The organism is Streptomyces sp. NPDC090741 (assembly GCF_044769045.1).
Lineage (GTDB): Bacteria > Actinomycetota > Actinomycetes > Streptomycetales > Streptomycetaceae > Streptomyces.
On sequence record NZ_JBIVXF010000020.1, the window covers coordinates 100,808 to 115,562 of the forward strand.

Annotated in this window: 17 protein-coding genes; all 17 read right to left on the minus strand. The window is 69.6% G+C overall.

Annotated features, from left to right (window positions below; all coding sequences use genetic code 11):
• Window positions 1–3: 3 nt before the first annotated feature.
• The 17 genes from ACIQU4_RS37130 to ACIQU4_RS37210 all read right to left on the minus strand — a co-directional run bounded on the left by ACIQU4_RS37130 (window position 4) and on the right by ACIQU4_RS37210 (window position 14,748).
• Complete coding sequence (locus tag ACIQU4_RS37130; RefSeq protein ID WP_403740641.1) at window positions 4–582, minus strand: (2Fe-2S)-binding protein; 579 nt, start codon at window positions 580–582, stop codon at window positions 4–6.
• A complete protein-coding gene (locus ACIQU4_RS37135; protein ID WP_403740644.1) occupies window positions 567–1,181 on the minus strand; it encodes an NADPH-dependent F420 reductase in 615 nt (204 codons plus the stop codon). Before ACIQU4_RS37135 ends, ACIQU4_RS37130 begins: the two co-directional genes overlap by 16 nt.
• A gap of 63 nt (window positions 1,182–1,244) precedes the next feature.
• Entirely contained in the window at window positions 1,245–2,729 is a 1,485-nt protein-coding gene (locus ACIQU4_RS37140; protein WP_403740645.1) for an aldehyde dehydrogenase family protein, read from the minus strand.
• A gap of 34 nt (window positions 2,730–2,763) precedes the next feature.
• On the minus strand, window positions 2,764–3,504 hold the full coding sequence (locus tag ACIQU4_RS37145) for a type 1 glutamine amidotransferase domain-containing protein (RefSeq protein ID WP_403740648.1): 741 nt from the start codon (window positions 3,502–3,504) through the stop codon (window positions 2,764–2,766).
• A gap of 71 nt (window positions 3,505–3,575) precedes the next feature.
• Complete coding sequence (locus tag ACIQU4_RS37150) at window positions 3,576–4,319, minus strand: MinD/ParA family protein (RefSeq protein ID WP_403740651.1); 744 nt, start codon at window positions 4,317–4,319, stop codon at window positions 3,576–3,578.
• Entirely contained in the window at window positions 4,319–5,587 is a 1,269-nt protein-coding gene (locus ACIQU4_RS37155; protein WP_403740654.1) for a PP2C family protein-serine/threonine phosphatase, read from the minus strand. Before ACIQU4_RS37155 ends, ACIQU4_RS37150 begins: the two co-directional genes overlap by 1 nt.
• The gene (locus ACIQU4_RS37160; RefSeq protein WP_403740656.1) at window positions 5,569–6,033 is read right to left on the minus strand and encodes an ATP-binding protein; all 465 of its coding nucleotides are present in this window, start codon (window positions 6,031–6,033) and stop codon (window positions 5,569–5,571) included. Before ACIQU4_RS37160 ends, ACIQU4_RS37155 begins: the two co-directional genes overlap by 19 nt.
• A 5-nt stretch (window positions 6,034–6,038) precedes the next feature.
• The gene (locus ACIQU4_RS37165; RefSeq protein WP_134074624.1) at window positions 6,039–6,350 is read right to left on the minus strand and encodes an STAS domain-containing protein; all 312 of its coding nucleotides are present in this window, start codon (window positions 6,348–6,350) and stop codon (window positions 6,039–6,041) included.
• Between the two features lie 59 nt (window positions 6,351–6,409).
• On the minus strand, window positions 6,410–8,545 hold the full coding sequence (gene glgX / locus ACIQU4_RS37170; protein WP_403740660.1) for a glycogen debranching protein GlgX: 2,136 nt from the start codon (window positions 8,543–8,545) through the stop codon (window positions 6,410–6,412).
• Window positions 8,542–8,886: an STAS domain-containing protein gene (locus tag ACIQU4_RS37175; RefSeq protein WP_385581958.1), complete on the minus strand. Its 345-nt coding sequence runs from the start codon at window positions 8,884–8,886 to the stop codon at window positions 8,542–8,544. The genes glgX and ACIQU4_RS37175 overlap by 4 nt, the downstream gene beginning before the upstream one ends.
• A 38-nt stretch (window positions 8,887–8,924) precedes the next feature.
• On the minus strand, window positions 8,925–10,754 hold the full coding sequence (locus ACIQU4_RS37180) for an AGE family epimerase/isomerase (protein WP_403740662.1): 1,830 nt from the start codon (window positions 10,752–10,754) through the stop codon (window positions 8,925–8,927).
• A gap of 1 nt (window position 10,755) precedes the next feature.
• Window positions 10,756–11,202, minus strand: a complete 447-nt coding sequence (locus ACIQU4_RS37185) for a VOC family protein (RefSeq protein WP_403740665.1) — start codon at window positions 11,200–11,202, stop codon at window positions 10,756–10,758.
• Window positions 11,202–11,813, minus strand: coding sequence for a DJ-1/PfpI family protein (locus tag ACIQU4_RS37190; protein ID WP_385581951.1), 612 nt, complete (start codon window positions 11,811–11,813; stop codon window positions 11,202–11,204). Before ACIQU4_RS37190 ends, ACIQU4_RS37185 begins: the two co-directional genes overlap by 1 nt.
• Window positions 11,806–13,419, minus strand: coding sequence for a GMC family oxidoreductase (locus tag ACIQU4_RS37195; protein WP_403740668.1), 1,614 nt, complete (start codon window positions 13,417–13,419; stop codon window positions 11,806–11,808). The genes ACIQU4_RS37190 and ACIQU4_RS37195 overlap by 8 nt, the downstream gene beginning before the upstream one ends.
• A 12-nt stretch (window positions 13,420–13,431) precedes the next feature.
• On the minus strand, window positions 13,432–13,812 hold the full coding sequence (locus ACIQU4_RS37200) for a nuclear transport factor 2 family protein (protein WP_403740671.1): 381 nt from the start codon (window positions 13,810–13,812) through the stop codon (window positions 13,432–13,434).
• A 13-nt stretch (window positions 13,813–13,825) separates the two neighbouring features.
• On the minus strand, window positions 13,826–14,281 hold the full coding sequence (locus tag ACIQU4_RS37205; RefSeq protein WP_385581942.1) for a nuclear transport factor 2 family protein: 456 nt from the start codon (window positions 14,279–14,281) through the stop codon (window positions 13,826–13,828).
• Between the two features lie 35 nt (window positions 14,282–14,316).
• Window positions 14,317–14,748, minus strand: coding sequence for a nuclear transport factor 2 family protein (locus ACIQU4_RS37210; RefSeq protein WP_403740674.1), 432 nt, complete (start codon window positions 14,746–14,748; stop codon window positions 14,317–14,319).
• Window positions 14,749–14,755: the final 7 nt, after the last annotated feature.

Below are 14,755 nucleotides of genomic sequence, written 5' to 3' on the forward strand. Positions count from 1 at the left end.
CCCTCACACCTCCTTGCCGGACGCCGAGGCGGACACGGACGCCGGCTGGGGCCCGGGCTCGGCGGGCGCGGAGACGGCGGCGCCCCCGCTGATCTCCTCGGGTATCTCGGTCCGGGCGGCGGAGCAGGCGCGCTGCACGCCCCGTACGACGCTGTGGTAGCCGGTGCAGCGGCACAGGTTGCCGGTGAGCCACTCGCGGATCTCGGGCTCGGTGGGCGCCTCGCGGTCCGCGGTGTTCTCGACGAGTTCGCCGAGGGCCATCACCATGCCGGGGGTGCAGAACCCGCACTGGGTCCCGTGCTCCTGGCGCAGGGCTTCCTGGAGGCCGTTGAGTTCGCCGCCGCGCGTGGTGACGCCCTCGATGGTGGTCACCCGGGAACCGGTGGCGGACGCGGTGAGGATCAGGCAGCTCTTGACCGACCGTCCGTCGAGCTGGACGACGCAGGTGCCGCACTGGCCGGTGTCGCAGCCGACCTTGGTTCCGGTCAGCCCGAGGCCGTCGCGGAGCCGTTCCACGAGCAGTTCGTTCGGCTCGGCCGAGAACTGCTCGGGTCTTCCGTTCACGTTCAGTGAGAGATCCATGCCAGCGCCTGCGCTTCCGTGAGCGGCCGGTTGAAAAGGGGCCCGCCGGGCTGCTGGAGAATTCCTCCGGAGTGCAGCGAGCCGGTGTCGACGGGCGCGAATCCCAAATCCGCGATGATTCCCGCGACGATTTCCTTCGCCTTCTCGTCGTCGCCCGCCGTGAAATGGGCCAGGCGTTCGCCCTCAAACGTGCCGGCGACGGCGAGTGTCTCGAAATGCATGGTGTTCAGGGATTTCACGACCCGGGCTCCGGGATACCACTCGGCGACCAGTTCGCTGGATGCGCGCCCGCCCAGGTCGGCGGGGGTGCCGCCGCCGCCGAACGCGTTCGTGGCGTCCACCAGCACCTTGTCCTGTACGGCGGCGGACGGGAGGAGTCCTTGGATGCTCGCGTACGGCACCATCAGCACCAGCAGTTCGGCCTGGTCGGCGACCTCTGCGGGGTGCGCCGCCGAGGCCGCCGGGCCCAGTTCGGCCAGTAACGGGCCGATGGACCGGGGGCCGCGGGCGTTGGCCAGTAAGACCTCGTGCCCGGCCGCCACCAGGATCCGCGCGAGGGTGGAACCGATCCGCCCGGTGCCGATGATGCCTGTGCGCATTGCCGCTCCTACTCGGTCGGTCGCTCAGTCGGTCGGTCGCTCAGTCGGTCAGCGGTCGGGCGCTCAGTCCATGCCGATCCATACCGACTTGGTCTGCGTGTAGCTCTCCAGGGATTCCGGTCCGCACTCGCGCCCGTATCCGGAGGCCTTGTAGCCGCCGTACGGCACGGAGGGGTCGTACTGGTTGTAGCAATTCACCCAGACCGTGCCGGCCTTGATCTGGGAGGCCACCCGGTGGGCGCGCCGCAGGTCCTTGGTGTGGACGCCCGCGGCGAGCCCGTACGCGCTGTCGTTGGCGATCCGGATCGCGTCTTCCTCGGTGTCGAAGGGGATGATCGACAGGACCGGGCCGAAGATCTCCTCCTGCGCGATCCGCATGCTGTTGTCGACGCCGGTGAAGATCGTCGGCAGGAAGTACAGGCCCTGGCTGGAGGCCCCCTCCGGGGTCCAGCCGGTGCCGCCGGTGCGCAGGACCGCGCCTTCCTTCTCGCCGACTTCGATGTACGAGCTGACCTTCTCGAACTGGCCGCGGTGGGCCAGCGGCCCGAACAGGGTCTCCGGGTCGCGCGGGTCGCCGGGCTTGAGGGCCGCGGCCCGGCTCACCAGGCGTTCGACCAGTTCGTCGTGGATGGGGCGCTGGAGCAGCAGGCGCGAGCCGGCGGTGCAGATCTCGCCCTTGTTGTAGTAGATGCCGAAGAAGGCGAGCTCCTCGGCGGCGTCCAGGTCTGCGTCGGCGAAGACGATGTTGGCGGACTTGCCGCCGAGCTCCATCGTCACCTTCTTCAGGGTGCCGGCCGACTTGCGGATGATCGTCTGACCGACCGCGGTGGAGCCGGTGAAGGCGATCTTGTCGATGTCGGGGTGGCCGGTGAGGGTCTCGCCGAGCTCCACGCCCGGACCGGTGATCACGTTCAGCACGCCGTCCGGGATCTCCGCCTCCTGGAAGAGCTCGGCGATCTTCAGCGCGGTGAGCGGGGTGGCCGGGGAGGGCTTGTGGACGACCGTGTTGCCCGCCGCCAGCGCCGGTGCGATCTTCGTCATCGACAGCAGCAGCGGGAAGTTGAACGGGGTGATGGCGCAGACCACGCCCAGCGGCTCGCGCAGGGTGTACGCGAGCTGCCCGCCGGCCGGGGCCCGTGAGGAGCCGTCGACCCGGGTCACGGCGCCGGCGTAGTAGTGCATGAGCTGGGCGGCCATGGGGGCGTCGACCGTGCTGGAGAAGGCGAACGGCTTGCCCATGTCCACCGTCTCCAGCAGGGCGATCTCCTCCAGGTCGCGCTCGATGAGCTCGCCGACCCGGTTCAGCCGCAGCGCGCGTTCCTGGGCCGACAGTCTGCTCCAGGGACCTTCCTCGTACGCCTGGCGGGCGGCGGCCACGGCCGCGTCCGCGTCCGCGGCGGCGGCCTGGGCCACCGGTACGATCTCCTGTCCGTCCACGGGACTGATGTCCGGCTCGGTACGGCCGTCCTGGGCCGAGACCCATGTGCCGCCGATGAACAGCTTCCCGGGGTTGGCCAAGGGCTGGTCGCTGAGCGCGCGCTTGGTCATGGCTGCCTTCCGGTGTCGGATGCGGGGGCGTTCTCTATCCCTTGGCGAGCTGCTCCAGGAACGTCTCGGCAAGGGCCTTGGAGGAGTACGGGTTCTGGCCGGTGGTGAGCTTGCGGTCCACGACCACGTGCGAGTCCCAGATCTTCTCGGCCTTCTCGTAGCGCGCGCCGAGCCGGGTGAGCTCGGCCTCCAGGATCAGCGGGAGGCGGCCGGCCATATTGGTGACCATCTCCTCGCTGTGCGAGAAGGCCGTCATCCGGTAGCCCTCGAACGGCCAGCGGCCTTCGCCGTCGCGCAGCGCGAGCAGCGAGGTGTGGCCGTGGCAGACGGTGGCGAGCGGCTTGTCCTGGGCGAGGGCCCAGCGCAGGATCTGGGCGAGCTCGTCGGAGTGGGGCAGGTCTCCGATCGCGCCGTGGCCGCCGCTGACGTAGATGCCGTCGTACTCGGCCATGTCCTTCTCCCCGAGGGACTCCAGGGCGAGGGGGTTCTTGAGCTGGGGGGTGCTCTCGACGACTCTCACGTACTCGGCGGCATTGGCCGCGTCCTCGTTGGGCGAACCCTCGGGGCGGACCCACTGGAGGAACTGGGGGTCGATGCTGGTCTGGTCGACCGTGGGGGCCTGGCCCCCGATCGTCGCCACGTCCACGGTGTGGCCTGCGGCCTTGAAGAGGGTGTAGGGAACGACGAATTCCTCGGCCCAAAAACCCGAGGGGTGTTGTTCCCCGTCCAACAGGTGGAGCGTTGCCTTGGCCGTCATGACGACGAGAATCTTCATGACTGTTCTCCTTGTTCTGGAATCGCTGCCGATTCAACACGCCCCCCGCAGGGGGCGTAAGGGGGGGAGCGTCAGGCGCGCGATACTTCGTGAGGTGCGTCCAACGCGGAGATGATGGTGCGGAATTCGCCGACCAGGGGGTGGTCGGGATGGGCTTCGGCGAATATGCGTTCGCCGCACAGGGCGGCCATTTCCGGCACATAGGGAAGGATTCCGGCCAGGGGGGCGCCGTACACCTCCTCGGCACGCCGGCGGATCCGCTCCCCGTCGATGCCCTCGGGGGCCATGCTCATGACCAGAGCCCGCCGGCAGGCCAGCCGCCCGGCGAGGGCGATGGTCTCCTCGACCCCGGAGAGGTCGATCCGGTCGGCGCGAGCCATGATCATGAGTACGTCGGCGCTCGCCATGGCGGTCACCGACTCGTTGTTCAGCCCGGCGTGGGTGTCGAGCAGCAGCACGTCGAGGGCGTAGCGATCGACCAGCCGGTCGAAGCCCTCCGGCAGCAGCCCCACGTCGTAACCGCTGGTCATGAGCTCACGCAGGGCCGCCGTCCCGGTCCGTGCCGGTACGACGTACAGCCCGGGCACGCCGACCTGCTGGGCCGTGGACTCGATCTCGCAGCGCCCGAGCAGGTAGTCGGCCAGGGAGGGACCCGGGCCGAGCCGGAAGAGCAGGTCCAGGGTGGGCGACTGGATGTCCGTGTCGACCACCCCCACCCGGCGCCCCTCGCCCGCGATGAGCAGGGCGAGGTTCGCCAGTACCGAGGACTTGCCGGTGCCCCCGCGGTGCGAGTGCACCACGATGGTCCGGGCCATCAGGCCACCGCCGCACGGCCCGCTGCCGTGGTCCGGTCCGCGTGCGGCCCCCGCGCCGCACGTGGCCGGTGCAGGGCCAGCATGGTGACATCGTCGTGCTGTTCGGCCGTTCCGGTGTGCTCCCGTACCGCGGTGTCCATGAGGTCGACCACCTCCCTGCCGCTCCCCGGGGGGCCGGCGAGCAGCTCCAGCATCCGCTCGTCGCCGAGGAAGCTGCCGTTGGGACAGCGGGCCTCCGGCACTCCGTCGGTGAACGCGAACAGGGTGTCGCCGGGATTCAGCTGGGCGTAGCCGAGCGTGTACACACAGTCCGGCAGCACCCCGACGGCGGGTCCGGTGACCTCCAGGGCGAGCGGCTCGCCGCCGTCGGCGCGCAGCAGCAGCGGCGCGTTGTGGCCCCCGTTGATGTACACGAGGCTGCCGGTCACGGGGTCGAGCACGCCGAAGAACAGGGTGGCGAAGTAGCCCTGTCTCAGGTGGTTGCGGGTCAGGTAGCCGTTGGTGGCGGTGACCGCGTTGAGCAGCGGTGTCGCGCCGACCACCGGGATCCGCCGGCTGCCGCCCGCGCGCCCGGCGGCCACCAGGTGCTGGAGTCCGCTGTTCTCCGCGGTGTGCCGCAGCAGCGAGCGGATCAGCGCCATGAACAGCGCGGCGCCGACCCCCTTGTCGCAGACGTCGGCGACGACGAAGGCGAGGCGGCGACCGCGGGAGATCTCGAAGACGTCGTAGAAGTCCCCGGCGACCTGCCGGGCGGGCCGGAAGCGGACGTCGATCTCCCAGCCTTCGGGGACCGGCAGCGATTCGGGCAGGAAGCCGGCCTGGATCTCCCGGCCGATCTCCAACTCCTTCTCGTAGCCCATGAGTTCGGCGCGGGCATCGGCTTCGCGCAGAGTGCGGCCGAGTCCGGCGCGCTCCGAGCAGCTGTGCAGCCGGGCCCCTACGAGGGCGGGCAGGAAGGGCGGTACGAGGTAGTCGTGGCCGAGCCGGACGTGCTCCTCCAGGGCCGCGAACTCCGTCACCGTCCAGACGACCACGATGGGGGCCCCGGCCCAGCGGCGCAGCCGCCGTACCGCGAGGCGCACCGACTCGCCGTCGGCCTCGGCCGGGGCGAGCAGGACGTCGGCGACGGGCAGCTCGTCGAGCGGGCCGCCCCTCAGTTCCGCCAGGGTGCGGGCCACGATCTCCGCGTCCATCGAGCGCAGCGCGTCGAGCAGTTCGAGCGGAGGCGGCGGGTACTCGTCGAGGATGATCACGGTCGTGGAGGGCATGGGTCCGTCCCCTCAGCGTTCACAGTCAGCGTGCTGATGTTGCGGCCGTCCCTGCGTACGTAGCTGAATTCGTCCACGCTGGTCAGCGCCAGGTGGATGCCGAGTCCGCCGATCCTGCGCCGCTCGGGGGGAACCCCCGGGGCGGGGGGCAGGCAGCCCTCGACGGGGTCGAAAGCCGGCGCGGAGTCCGCTATGGAGATCTGCACCCGGCCGGGACCGGAGCGGCCCCGGACGGTGATCCGCCCGCCGCCGCCCCGGTACCCGTGCATCACGATGTTCGTGGCCAGTTCGTCCACGGCCAGCCGGATCCGGTACGCGGGCCCCTTGCCCAGGCCCGCCCGGCCGGCCAGCCGCAGGACGAACGAGGCGATGTCGCCCAGTGCCCCCAGCGTGGCGGGCACCTCCAGTTCGGCGGGCGTCCTCGCCAGTTCGACCATGTCACTCATGCGATTCACTCATCGGAGAGCACGATGCTGCGGTCCAGCCCGGCCGTCCGGATGGTCCGGGACACGGGCTCGATCGCACCGACCACCTTGATGGTCACGTGGTTCGCGACCTTCTGCTGGGCGAAGACCAGGGAGCGCAGTCCGGCACTGGCCATGTAGCCGACACCGGCCATCCTGATCTCGACCGTGCCGGTGCCGTGCCCGGCGGCCTTCTCGATGGTCTGGTGGAAGTCCGGCGCGGTCTTGGCGTCCAGCTCGCCCGTCAGCTCGATCACGGTGGTGTCGCCCTCGATGCTCAGGGACACGGAAAGCGGCATGTCAGGTCTCCTTCGGCCGTACGGTTGGAGCGTTCGGTGGGATCAGGGAGCGGGCGCGGCTAGAGCTCGGGATCGGGCGTCCGCCCGACCAGGATCACGACCGAGCGCGGACCGATCAGGTACTTCCCGGCGTTCTCCAGCTCGGGCTCGCCGCCCGGGGTGCGGATGTCGTGCGGGGCCTCGGCCCCCGTGTCCGCGAACAGGTGCCAGCTGCGCCCGTGCGGCAGCGCGGGCAGCTCCAGGTCGTGCGCCTCCCAGTGCGAGTTCATGGCCACGTACACCACGTCGTCGTCCCCGGTGCCACAGCGGGCCACCGCCAGCAGCCGGCTCTCCGCCGACCAGTCCGGCTGCCAGGCCCGCTCGCCGTGCCAGCTGATGTCCGGCAGGCCGAGGCTCTCGCGGACCTGGCCGGTGGGGTGGGAGGTGGAGCGCAGTTCGCGGTGGTGCCCGCGGAAGGCGATCATCTCCCGGGTGAACCGCAGCAGTTCGGCGTTCTCGTCGACCTGGTCCCAGTCGAACCAGGACAGCTCGTTGTCCTGGCAGTACGTGTTGTTGTTGCCCTGCTGGGTGCGGGCGACCTCGTCGCCCGACAGGAGCATCGGGATGCCCTGGCTGGTCATGAGGATGGCGATCGCGTTCTTCATCTGGCGCGTGCGCAGTCGGGTGACCTCGGGGTCGTCGGTCGGTCCCTCGGCCCCGCAGTTCCAGCTGGCGTTGTCGTTGCCGCCGTCGTTGTTGCCCTCGCCGTTCGCCTCGTTGTGCTTGTCGTTGTACGAGACGAGGTCGGCCAGGGTGAAACCGTCGTGAGCGGTGAGGAAGTTGACCGAGGCGGAGGTGCCGCGGCTGGAGTACAGGTCGGGCGAGCCGGCGATCCGGGTGGCCAGCTCCCCGGTCACCCCGGGGTCGCCCTTGAGGAAGCTGCGCACGGTGTCGCGGTACTTCCCGTTCCACTCGGCCCAGCGCCCGTACGCCGGGAAGTTGCCGACCTCGTAGAGGCCGCCCGCGTCCCAGGCCTCGGCGATGAGCTTGGTGTGCCGCAGGACGGGGTCGTAGGCGAGCAGCTCCAGCAGCGGCGGGTTGGGCAGCGGGGTGCCGTCCAGGGCCCGGCCGAGGATGGCCGCGAGGTCGAAGCGGAAGCCGTCGATGTGGTAGTCGGCGACCCAGTGGCGCAGGCAGTCGAGCACGAAGTTGCGCACGACGGGGTGGTTGCAGTTGACCGTGTTGCCCGTGCCGCTGAAGTTGAAGTAGTACCCCTCCGGCGTGAGCATGTAGTACGTGGCGTTGTCGAGCCCCTTGAAGGAGATCGTCGGTCCCTGCTCGTTGCCCTCGGCGGTGTGGTTGAAGACGACGTCGAGGATGACCTCGATGCCGGCCGCGTGCAGGTCCTTGATCAGGGTGCGGAACTCGTCGCCCTGCATCCCGTAGCGTCCGGTGGCCGCGTAGCCGGCCTTCGGCGCGAAGAACGAGACGGTGTTGTAGCCCCAGTAGTCGAAGAGGTGCTCGCCCGTCTCCGGGTTGGAGCGCATGTTGTCGCTCTCGTCGAACTCGAACACCGGGAGCAGCTCGATGCAGTTGACCCCGAGCTCCTTCAGGTACGGGATCTTCTCGCGCAGCCCCGCGAACGTGCCGGGGGCGGTGACCTGCGAGGAGGGGTGCCGGGTGAAGCCGCGCACGTGGGTCTCGTACACGACGAGGTCCTCGGCGGGGAGCCGCAGCGGTGTGTCGTCCCCCCAGTCGAAGTCCTGGAGGCAGACCCGCGAGCGGTACTGGTAGCCGCGGCTGCGGTCCGGCTCCACGCCCCACACGTCGCGGCCGGAGATCAGCCGGGCGTAGGGGTCGGAGAGGACCTGGCGGGCGTCGAAGCGGTGCCCGGAGACCGGGTCGTAGGGGCCGTCGGCCCGGTACCCGTACTCGATGTTCTCGTGGTCGAGACCGAAGACCGTCATGGCGAAGACGCTGCCGGTGCGGAACTCCTCGGGGAATTCCAGCTCGGCCATCGGCTCGGGCTCTCCGCGCTTGAAGATGACCAGGGTCATGGAGGTCGCCTGGTCGGAGAAGACGGAGAAACTGACCCCGCCGGGGACCACGTTGGCCCCGAAGGGGAACGGCTTGCCGGCGCGGACGCGGTACCCGCCCACTTCGTGGGTCGGGTACGCGTCGACGCGCAGCACCTGCTCGGACTGGGCCTCGGTCATCGCGCGGCCTTGGCCTTGGCGCTCGCCGCGACGGCCTCGCCGGTCTCGAAGAAGTCGAGGAAGCCGGTGGCCGACATGACGAACCGGACTTCCTCGCTCACCCCGTACAGGGTGACGGCGACACCGGCGTGCTGGGCCTCGCGGTAGACGACGAGCAGGGTGCGCAGGCCCGCGCTGGACACGTACGTGACGGCCGTGAGGTCGATCCGCAACGGCCGGCCCTCGCGGACCAGCGGCAGCAGGGTCTGCAGCAGCTGTCCGGAGGTCTCACTGTTGATCTCGCCGGTGGCGACGAGGACGGTACCGCCCTTGTTACGGCGTTCCTTGACGTTCAGAGACATTGCTTTCCCCTCTAGTCGGGGCGCCCCCCGTTGAGCGCTTATGAAGTCACCGGGCGCAGCCGGACCTTGACCTTGACCCGCCCCTGGACGTCCGGCAGCCGGACGGTCAGGCCGTCGGCGTCGAAGTCCCGGTACGGCTTCTCGTCGATCTCGACGGACGCGATCTGCACGGAGCCGGCGGGCAGCAGGTCGGGAGAGACGCGCAGCACGCGGTCGGGCAGGTTGGTCGGGTCGGGCTTGAAGTGGAAGTCCATTTCCCGCTTGTTGATCAGCAGGTTGTTGTAGACGGCGGACAGGTAGCAGAGCTCCGCCGAGTGGTACATGGACATCGAGTGGCTGCCCTTGAGCCGCTCCGTGCCGAGCAGGTACGGCGTACCGCTGGCGAGCACGTTGAAGTAGACGGCTCCCTCGTCGTGGTCGAGGAAGAACGTGTTGTAGAAGGCCTCCGCCTGCCGGGCCTCGCGCAGGAAGGCGTCGCCGCCGACCGTGCCGTTCAGGATGAGGTAGGCGAGGATCGCCTGCTCCTGCTGCCACCAGGCCTTGCGGTCGTGCCAGGCGAAACGATACGTCTCCTGGCCGTCCTTGCTGACGGACTTGACCCGCTCGACGACGTCGTACCAGCCGCCGCGCTGCACGTCGCTGCCGGCCGCCGGCATGATCTCGCCGATCTTCCTGGCGAGGTCCTCGTACGCCGGCTTGGCCTTCAGCGAGTTCATCCGCATCAGGTTCCAGGCGATCTTCAGGTTGTGCCCGACGACCGCGCGGTTCTGCTGCCAGCTGTGCGCGGTGTCGTGCGACCAGTCGCGGAAGAAGCGCTCCTGGACGAAGGGGCTGTTCTTGTAGTCCGGGAACTTGTCCGCGATGGTGTCGAAGGTGTACTCCAGGAAGTCGGCGTACTTCTGGTCGCCGGTCGCCAGGTACAGGTTGATCAGGTACGCGGGCGCGTGGTCGCCGACCGAGTTCCAGTTCTTGCGCTCGGCGTTCTCGCCGAGGGACTCGTGGTCCGCGCTGAACAGGATCGGGTCGATGTGCGAGTAGTAGCCGCCCTGCTCCGGGTCGAAGAAGAACTTGTCGAACAGCCGGATGGTGGCGTCCGCGTCGTTCTTGATCCGTATGTCACCGGTGACCCGGTAGGTCTGGATCGGGCCGGCCAGCGCGTAGATCTGCTCGTACATCGGGATCGCGTCGTAGTCGTCGGAGAATTCCGAGGTGAACAGCTTGCGCTCGCTGTCCCCGTCGACGCTGATGCCGTGGTACCAGAAGACCACGTCCTCCTCGCTGTCCACGACCCGCATGTGCTTGCGCAGGTACTCGGTGCCGCGCTCGGCGACCTCCAGGTACTCGTCCTTGCCGGTCAGCAGGTAGGCCGAGGCCATGCCGTAGACCAGGCGGGAGATCGTGTCGGTCTCCTGGACGTGGCTGGCGGTCTTGTCACCGCCGAGCCGGACCTCGGTGCGGTACTCGGTGAAGTCCACCGGCCCGTCGCCGAACTGCGCCCGCTTGTAGAAGTCGGCCAGCGACTCGATCTGCTTGACCCACCAGCTGGGCTCCTCGAACCGGTAGTCCTCGGCGCCGCGGCCCAGGAACACCAGGCGCTTGGCGTCGAAACGCCCGCCGCGCTCCGGGTAGTGGACGCCGTAGACGAAGAGGAACCGGCCCGGGGAGAGCATCTCGTCGATGTGCCCGGAGGCGTCGATGTACGGCTCGTCCAGGTTGCGGACCAGCTCGGCACTCGGGTCCCCGGCCAGGGAGACGTCGAACTCGCGCCCGTCCGAGGTCTTCAGCCGCAGCACGCGGGACTCGGAGTCGAAGCGGCCGACGTAGCCCGCGATGGTGTCGGAGAAGGAGAAGCTCACGGCGTCCGCCATGTCATGCACCGTCCTTGTCGTGTGAGCGGTCGTCCTCGAATCCCTGGCTGACCTCGACGATCACCCCGTCGGGATCGCGGACCCACACGGTCCGCCAGCCGCAGATGAAGTCGTCGAAGTCCAGCGGCCCCAGGGTCACTTCGGCCGCGTCACCCAGCTCGGCCAGGAACGCGTCCACGCTGTCGGTCTGGAAGGCCAGGTGGCGCATCCGGCCCGGGGCCTGCGGCCCGTCGTCCTGCGCCGGCCGGGCCGCAGGGGCGGCGGCCGCGAAGAGCTCCAGGTACGCGTCCCCCTTGCGCAGGAACACGATCCGCGCCTCCCCGAGGTCGACCACCCGGGCCCGGGTGAAGCCGAAGTACCGGGTGTAGAACTCCTCGGTCGTCTTCTGGTCCGTGCAGTTCAGGCCCACGTGCGACCAGACCGTCACGCGTTCCCCGGCGCCGGGCATCAGGCGCTCCCCCGGCCCCGCCCCGCCGCGATCAGCTCGATGATCCGGCGGGCGAAGAGGTGGTGGTGGGCGCCGGTGCGGCCGGTGACCAGGTCACCGTCGACCACCACGTCCTCGTTGACGTACTCGGCGCCCATGTTCCGGACGTCGCCGATGAGGTTGTTGTGGCAGACCACCTTGCGGCCCTGGATCTTGTCCGGGATCGAGGCGGCCAGCCACATGCCGTGGCAGATGATCCCCTTGAGGACCGTCGGCTCCTCGAAGGCCCGGCGCAGCAGCTCCGTGGCCGGAGCCAGCACGTCCACGTCCTCGGTGTAGCGCAGCCGGTCGGCCACCATGCCCGAGGGCACGATGATCGCCGCGTACCGGCGCAGCTCCTCGTCGCTCAGCCCCTCCAGGGACTTGTCGGCGGTGAACGGCGCCCGGTACTCGTGCCCGGAGAAGGTGATGGAGTCGTTGCCCCACAGCCGGGTCAGGAAGTCGACCTCGGCGCCCTCCTCGGCGAACCGGTGCTGGTAGTAGAAGATCTCCGGCTCGTAGAAGTCGCTCTCGACCAGGACCGCGATCCGGGTCCCGCTCAGCGCACCCTCGCGCAGTACGGCGTCAGGCACGGGAGGTCCCCCTCAGGAAGTCGGCCGCGCGCTCGGCGATCATCGCGATGGCGGTGTGGCAGTTGCCCGACGGGACGGCGGGCATCACGCTGGCGTCGACGACGCGCAGGTTACGTACGCCGTGCACCCGCAGCTCGGGGTCGACGACGGCGAGGTCGTCGATGCCCATGCGGCAGGAGCCGGCCTGGTGGTGGTAGCTCTCCGACTTCTGCTTCGCGAAGGTCCGCAGGTCCTCGTCGGAGACGTAGCCGGGACCGGGCTGGAGCTCCTGCTTGTACCAGGGCGAGAAGGCCGAGGTCGCGAAGATCTCCCGGGCCAGCTTGATGCCCTGCACCATCCGCTCCAGGTCCCATCGGTCGCCCAGGTAGTTCGGGTTGATCAGCGGGTGGGCCAGCGGATCGGCGCTCGCGAGCCGGATCCAGCCGCGCGAGGCGGGGCGTACGACACCGGGAAGGATGCTCACCGTGTTCGGGTGGTCCTTGCCGACGATCACGTCGAACGGCACGTGGACGAAGGCGATCTGCAGGTCGGGCGCGGGAAGACCGGGCCGGGACGAGAGGAACAGAGCGCTCTCCGACAGGTTCTGCGCCGGGGGCGGGAGTTCCTGGGTGACCTCGGCCATCAGCCCCGTCAGGACGTGGTTGTGGAAGTTCTCGCCGACCCCGGGCAGCGCCGCGACCGTCCCGATGCCGTGCTCGCGCAGCTGCTCGGGGCTGCCGATGCCGGAGAGCAGCAGCAGCTTGGGGGACTCGATCGCCCCGGCGGCCACGATCACCTCGCGGCGGGCCCGTACGGAGTGCGTACCGGGTGCGGCGGCCGCACTGTGGCTGTCGCGGACGGTCCTGCCGGGGATCTCTGCGGGCGGTGCGAGCTGCGTGTACTCGACGCCCGTGCAGGTGTCGCCGTCGAAGAGCAGCCGGGTGCTCTGGGCGCTGGTGCGCAGCGTCAGGTTGGAGCGGTCCAGCGCCGGCTCCAGGTAGGCGGCGAGGGTGCCCTGGCGGCGCCCTTCGGCCACGTCGATGTGGTGCCAGCCGGTGCCGAAGAGCCCGCGCCGGGGCCCGTCGGTGTTGAAGTCGGCGATCTCCTGGTGGCCGAGCTCGACGGCCGCGTCGATGAAGGCGCGGGAGACCGGATTGGGGCCGTGCTGCCCGGCGTTGGTGATGCGCTGCGGGCCGCGGGTGCCGGTGGTGGGCGCGGTGGCGTCCTCCTGGCCCTCCAGGAGGGCGAAGTACGGCAGGACGTCCTCGTACCCCCAGCCGGCGGCGCCCTGGTAGGCCCAGTTGTCGAAGTCCGAGGCGTGGCCCCGTATGTGCATCATGATGTAGAGGTTGCTGCTGCCGCCGGGGGCCTTGCCGCGCGGTTCGTACGTACGGCGGCCGTCGAGCCCGGGCTGCGGGACGCTGGTGTAGCCCCAGTCGACGGGCCCGCCGAGCAGCTTGTACCAGGAGGACGGGTCGTCCACCTCGGGCGGGATCCGGTTGCCGCCCGCCTCCAGGACCAGGACGGAGACGTCCGGGTCCTCGGAGAGCCGGTTCGCGAGGACGCTGCCCGCGGTGCCGGATCCCACGATGACGTAGTCGTACTCTTCTCTCTCGGCGATCGCCACGAGTCGGCCCCCTCAGCCCTGGTTCAGCACCTGGAAGGGGACGGTGTCGTGGTAGTTCGCCATGTAGGCGATCTTTCCGTCCACGATCCGGAAGAAGTTCATGACCTCGGCCTCGATCGCCTCGCCGGAGGCGCCGACGGCGCTGAGGTGGGAGACGGCCGCGGCCTTCTCCCCGTCGACGAGGAAGTGCACGGGCTTGTTCTGGAAGACGCGGTACATCGTCCCCATGCCCTTCATCATCGAGCGCAGGAGCTCCAGGCCCTCGATGTGTCCGGCGAGCTGCTCGTCCATGACCTGGTCGTCGGCGAACAGGTCGCACCAGCGGTCCCAGTCGCCCGCGTTGGCGTACTCGTAGTACTTCTCAAGGATCTGTCGTGCGTCCACAGCGCTCATCGCGCTCCTCCCCCTATCGGTCCCGGCGGGTTCCGTCGGGCGCGAACGGCGCCCAGAACTGGCTGAAGGCGGTCGCCGAGTCCCCGAAGAGCCCGTCGCGGCCCTCGATGATCCGGCCGTCCCGCCACCGCATGAAGTGGAAGACGGGGTAGTCCATGCGCTCGTACGGGGACTGGCTCGCCGGGTCCGCGCCGTCGCGCACGGCGACGTTGCGGCAGACGTCGGCGCTGCAGTCCTCGCCGACGAGGACCGCCTGGATGTCCATCCGGAAGGTGCCGCCGGTGAGCTTGTGGGTCTGCCCCATCAGCTCCAGGAAGGCGTCCAGGCTCTCGTACCAGCCGGCCAGCGGGTGGCTGCCCGGCACCAGCCAGCGCAGGTCCTCGGAGTAGTACTCCAGGATGCGGGCCCGGTCGCCGGAGCCGAGGGCCGCGTACGCCGCCTCGACCCGCTCCCGTGTCACTTCGGTCATCGTCGCTTCTCCTTCGCCTGAGCCTGCGCCCGCGCTCAGAGCGAGCCGGAACCGGGCATCGGGGCCAGGTCGTTGACGGTGTACTGCTTGATCAGCGGTCCGTCGGGACCGGCCACGACCGTCCAGGTCTGGTCGGCGTCGAAGCCGAGCCACTCGCTGCGGGCGGTCGGCGGGTCCCAGATCTTGGCCTGCCAGTTGACCAGGACCCGGACGATGGCCCGGTCGCCCTCGATGACGGGCTCCACCTTCGTGACGGTGTGGACCTCGTCGAAGAAGCGGTTCGTGACCGCCTCGTACCAGCGGCCGAAGCCCTGGTGTCCGAGGAAGGTGTCCTCGGGGACCTTGAACTCCAGGTCCCCCGTGATGAGGGGGAGCACCTGGTCCAGCGGAAGGTGCTGGTCCAGGGCCACGTACCAGTTCTCCGCGAAGGTGCGGATCGCGTCCTCGGTCAGCCGCTCGGCGGGCATGCGGTCT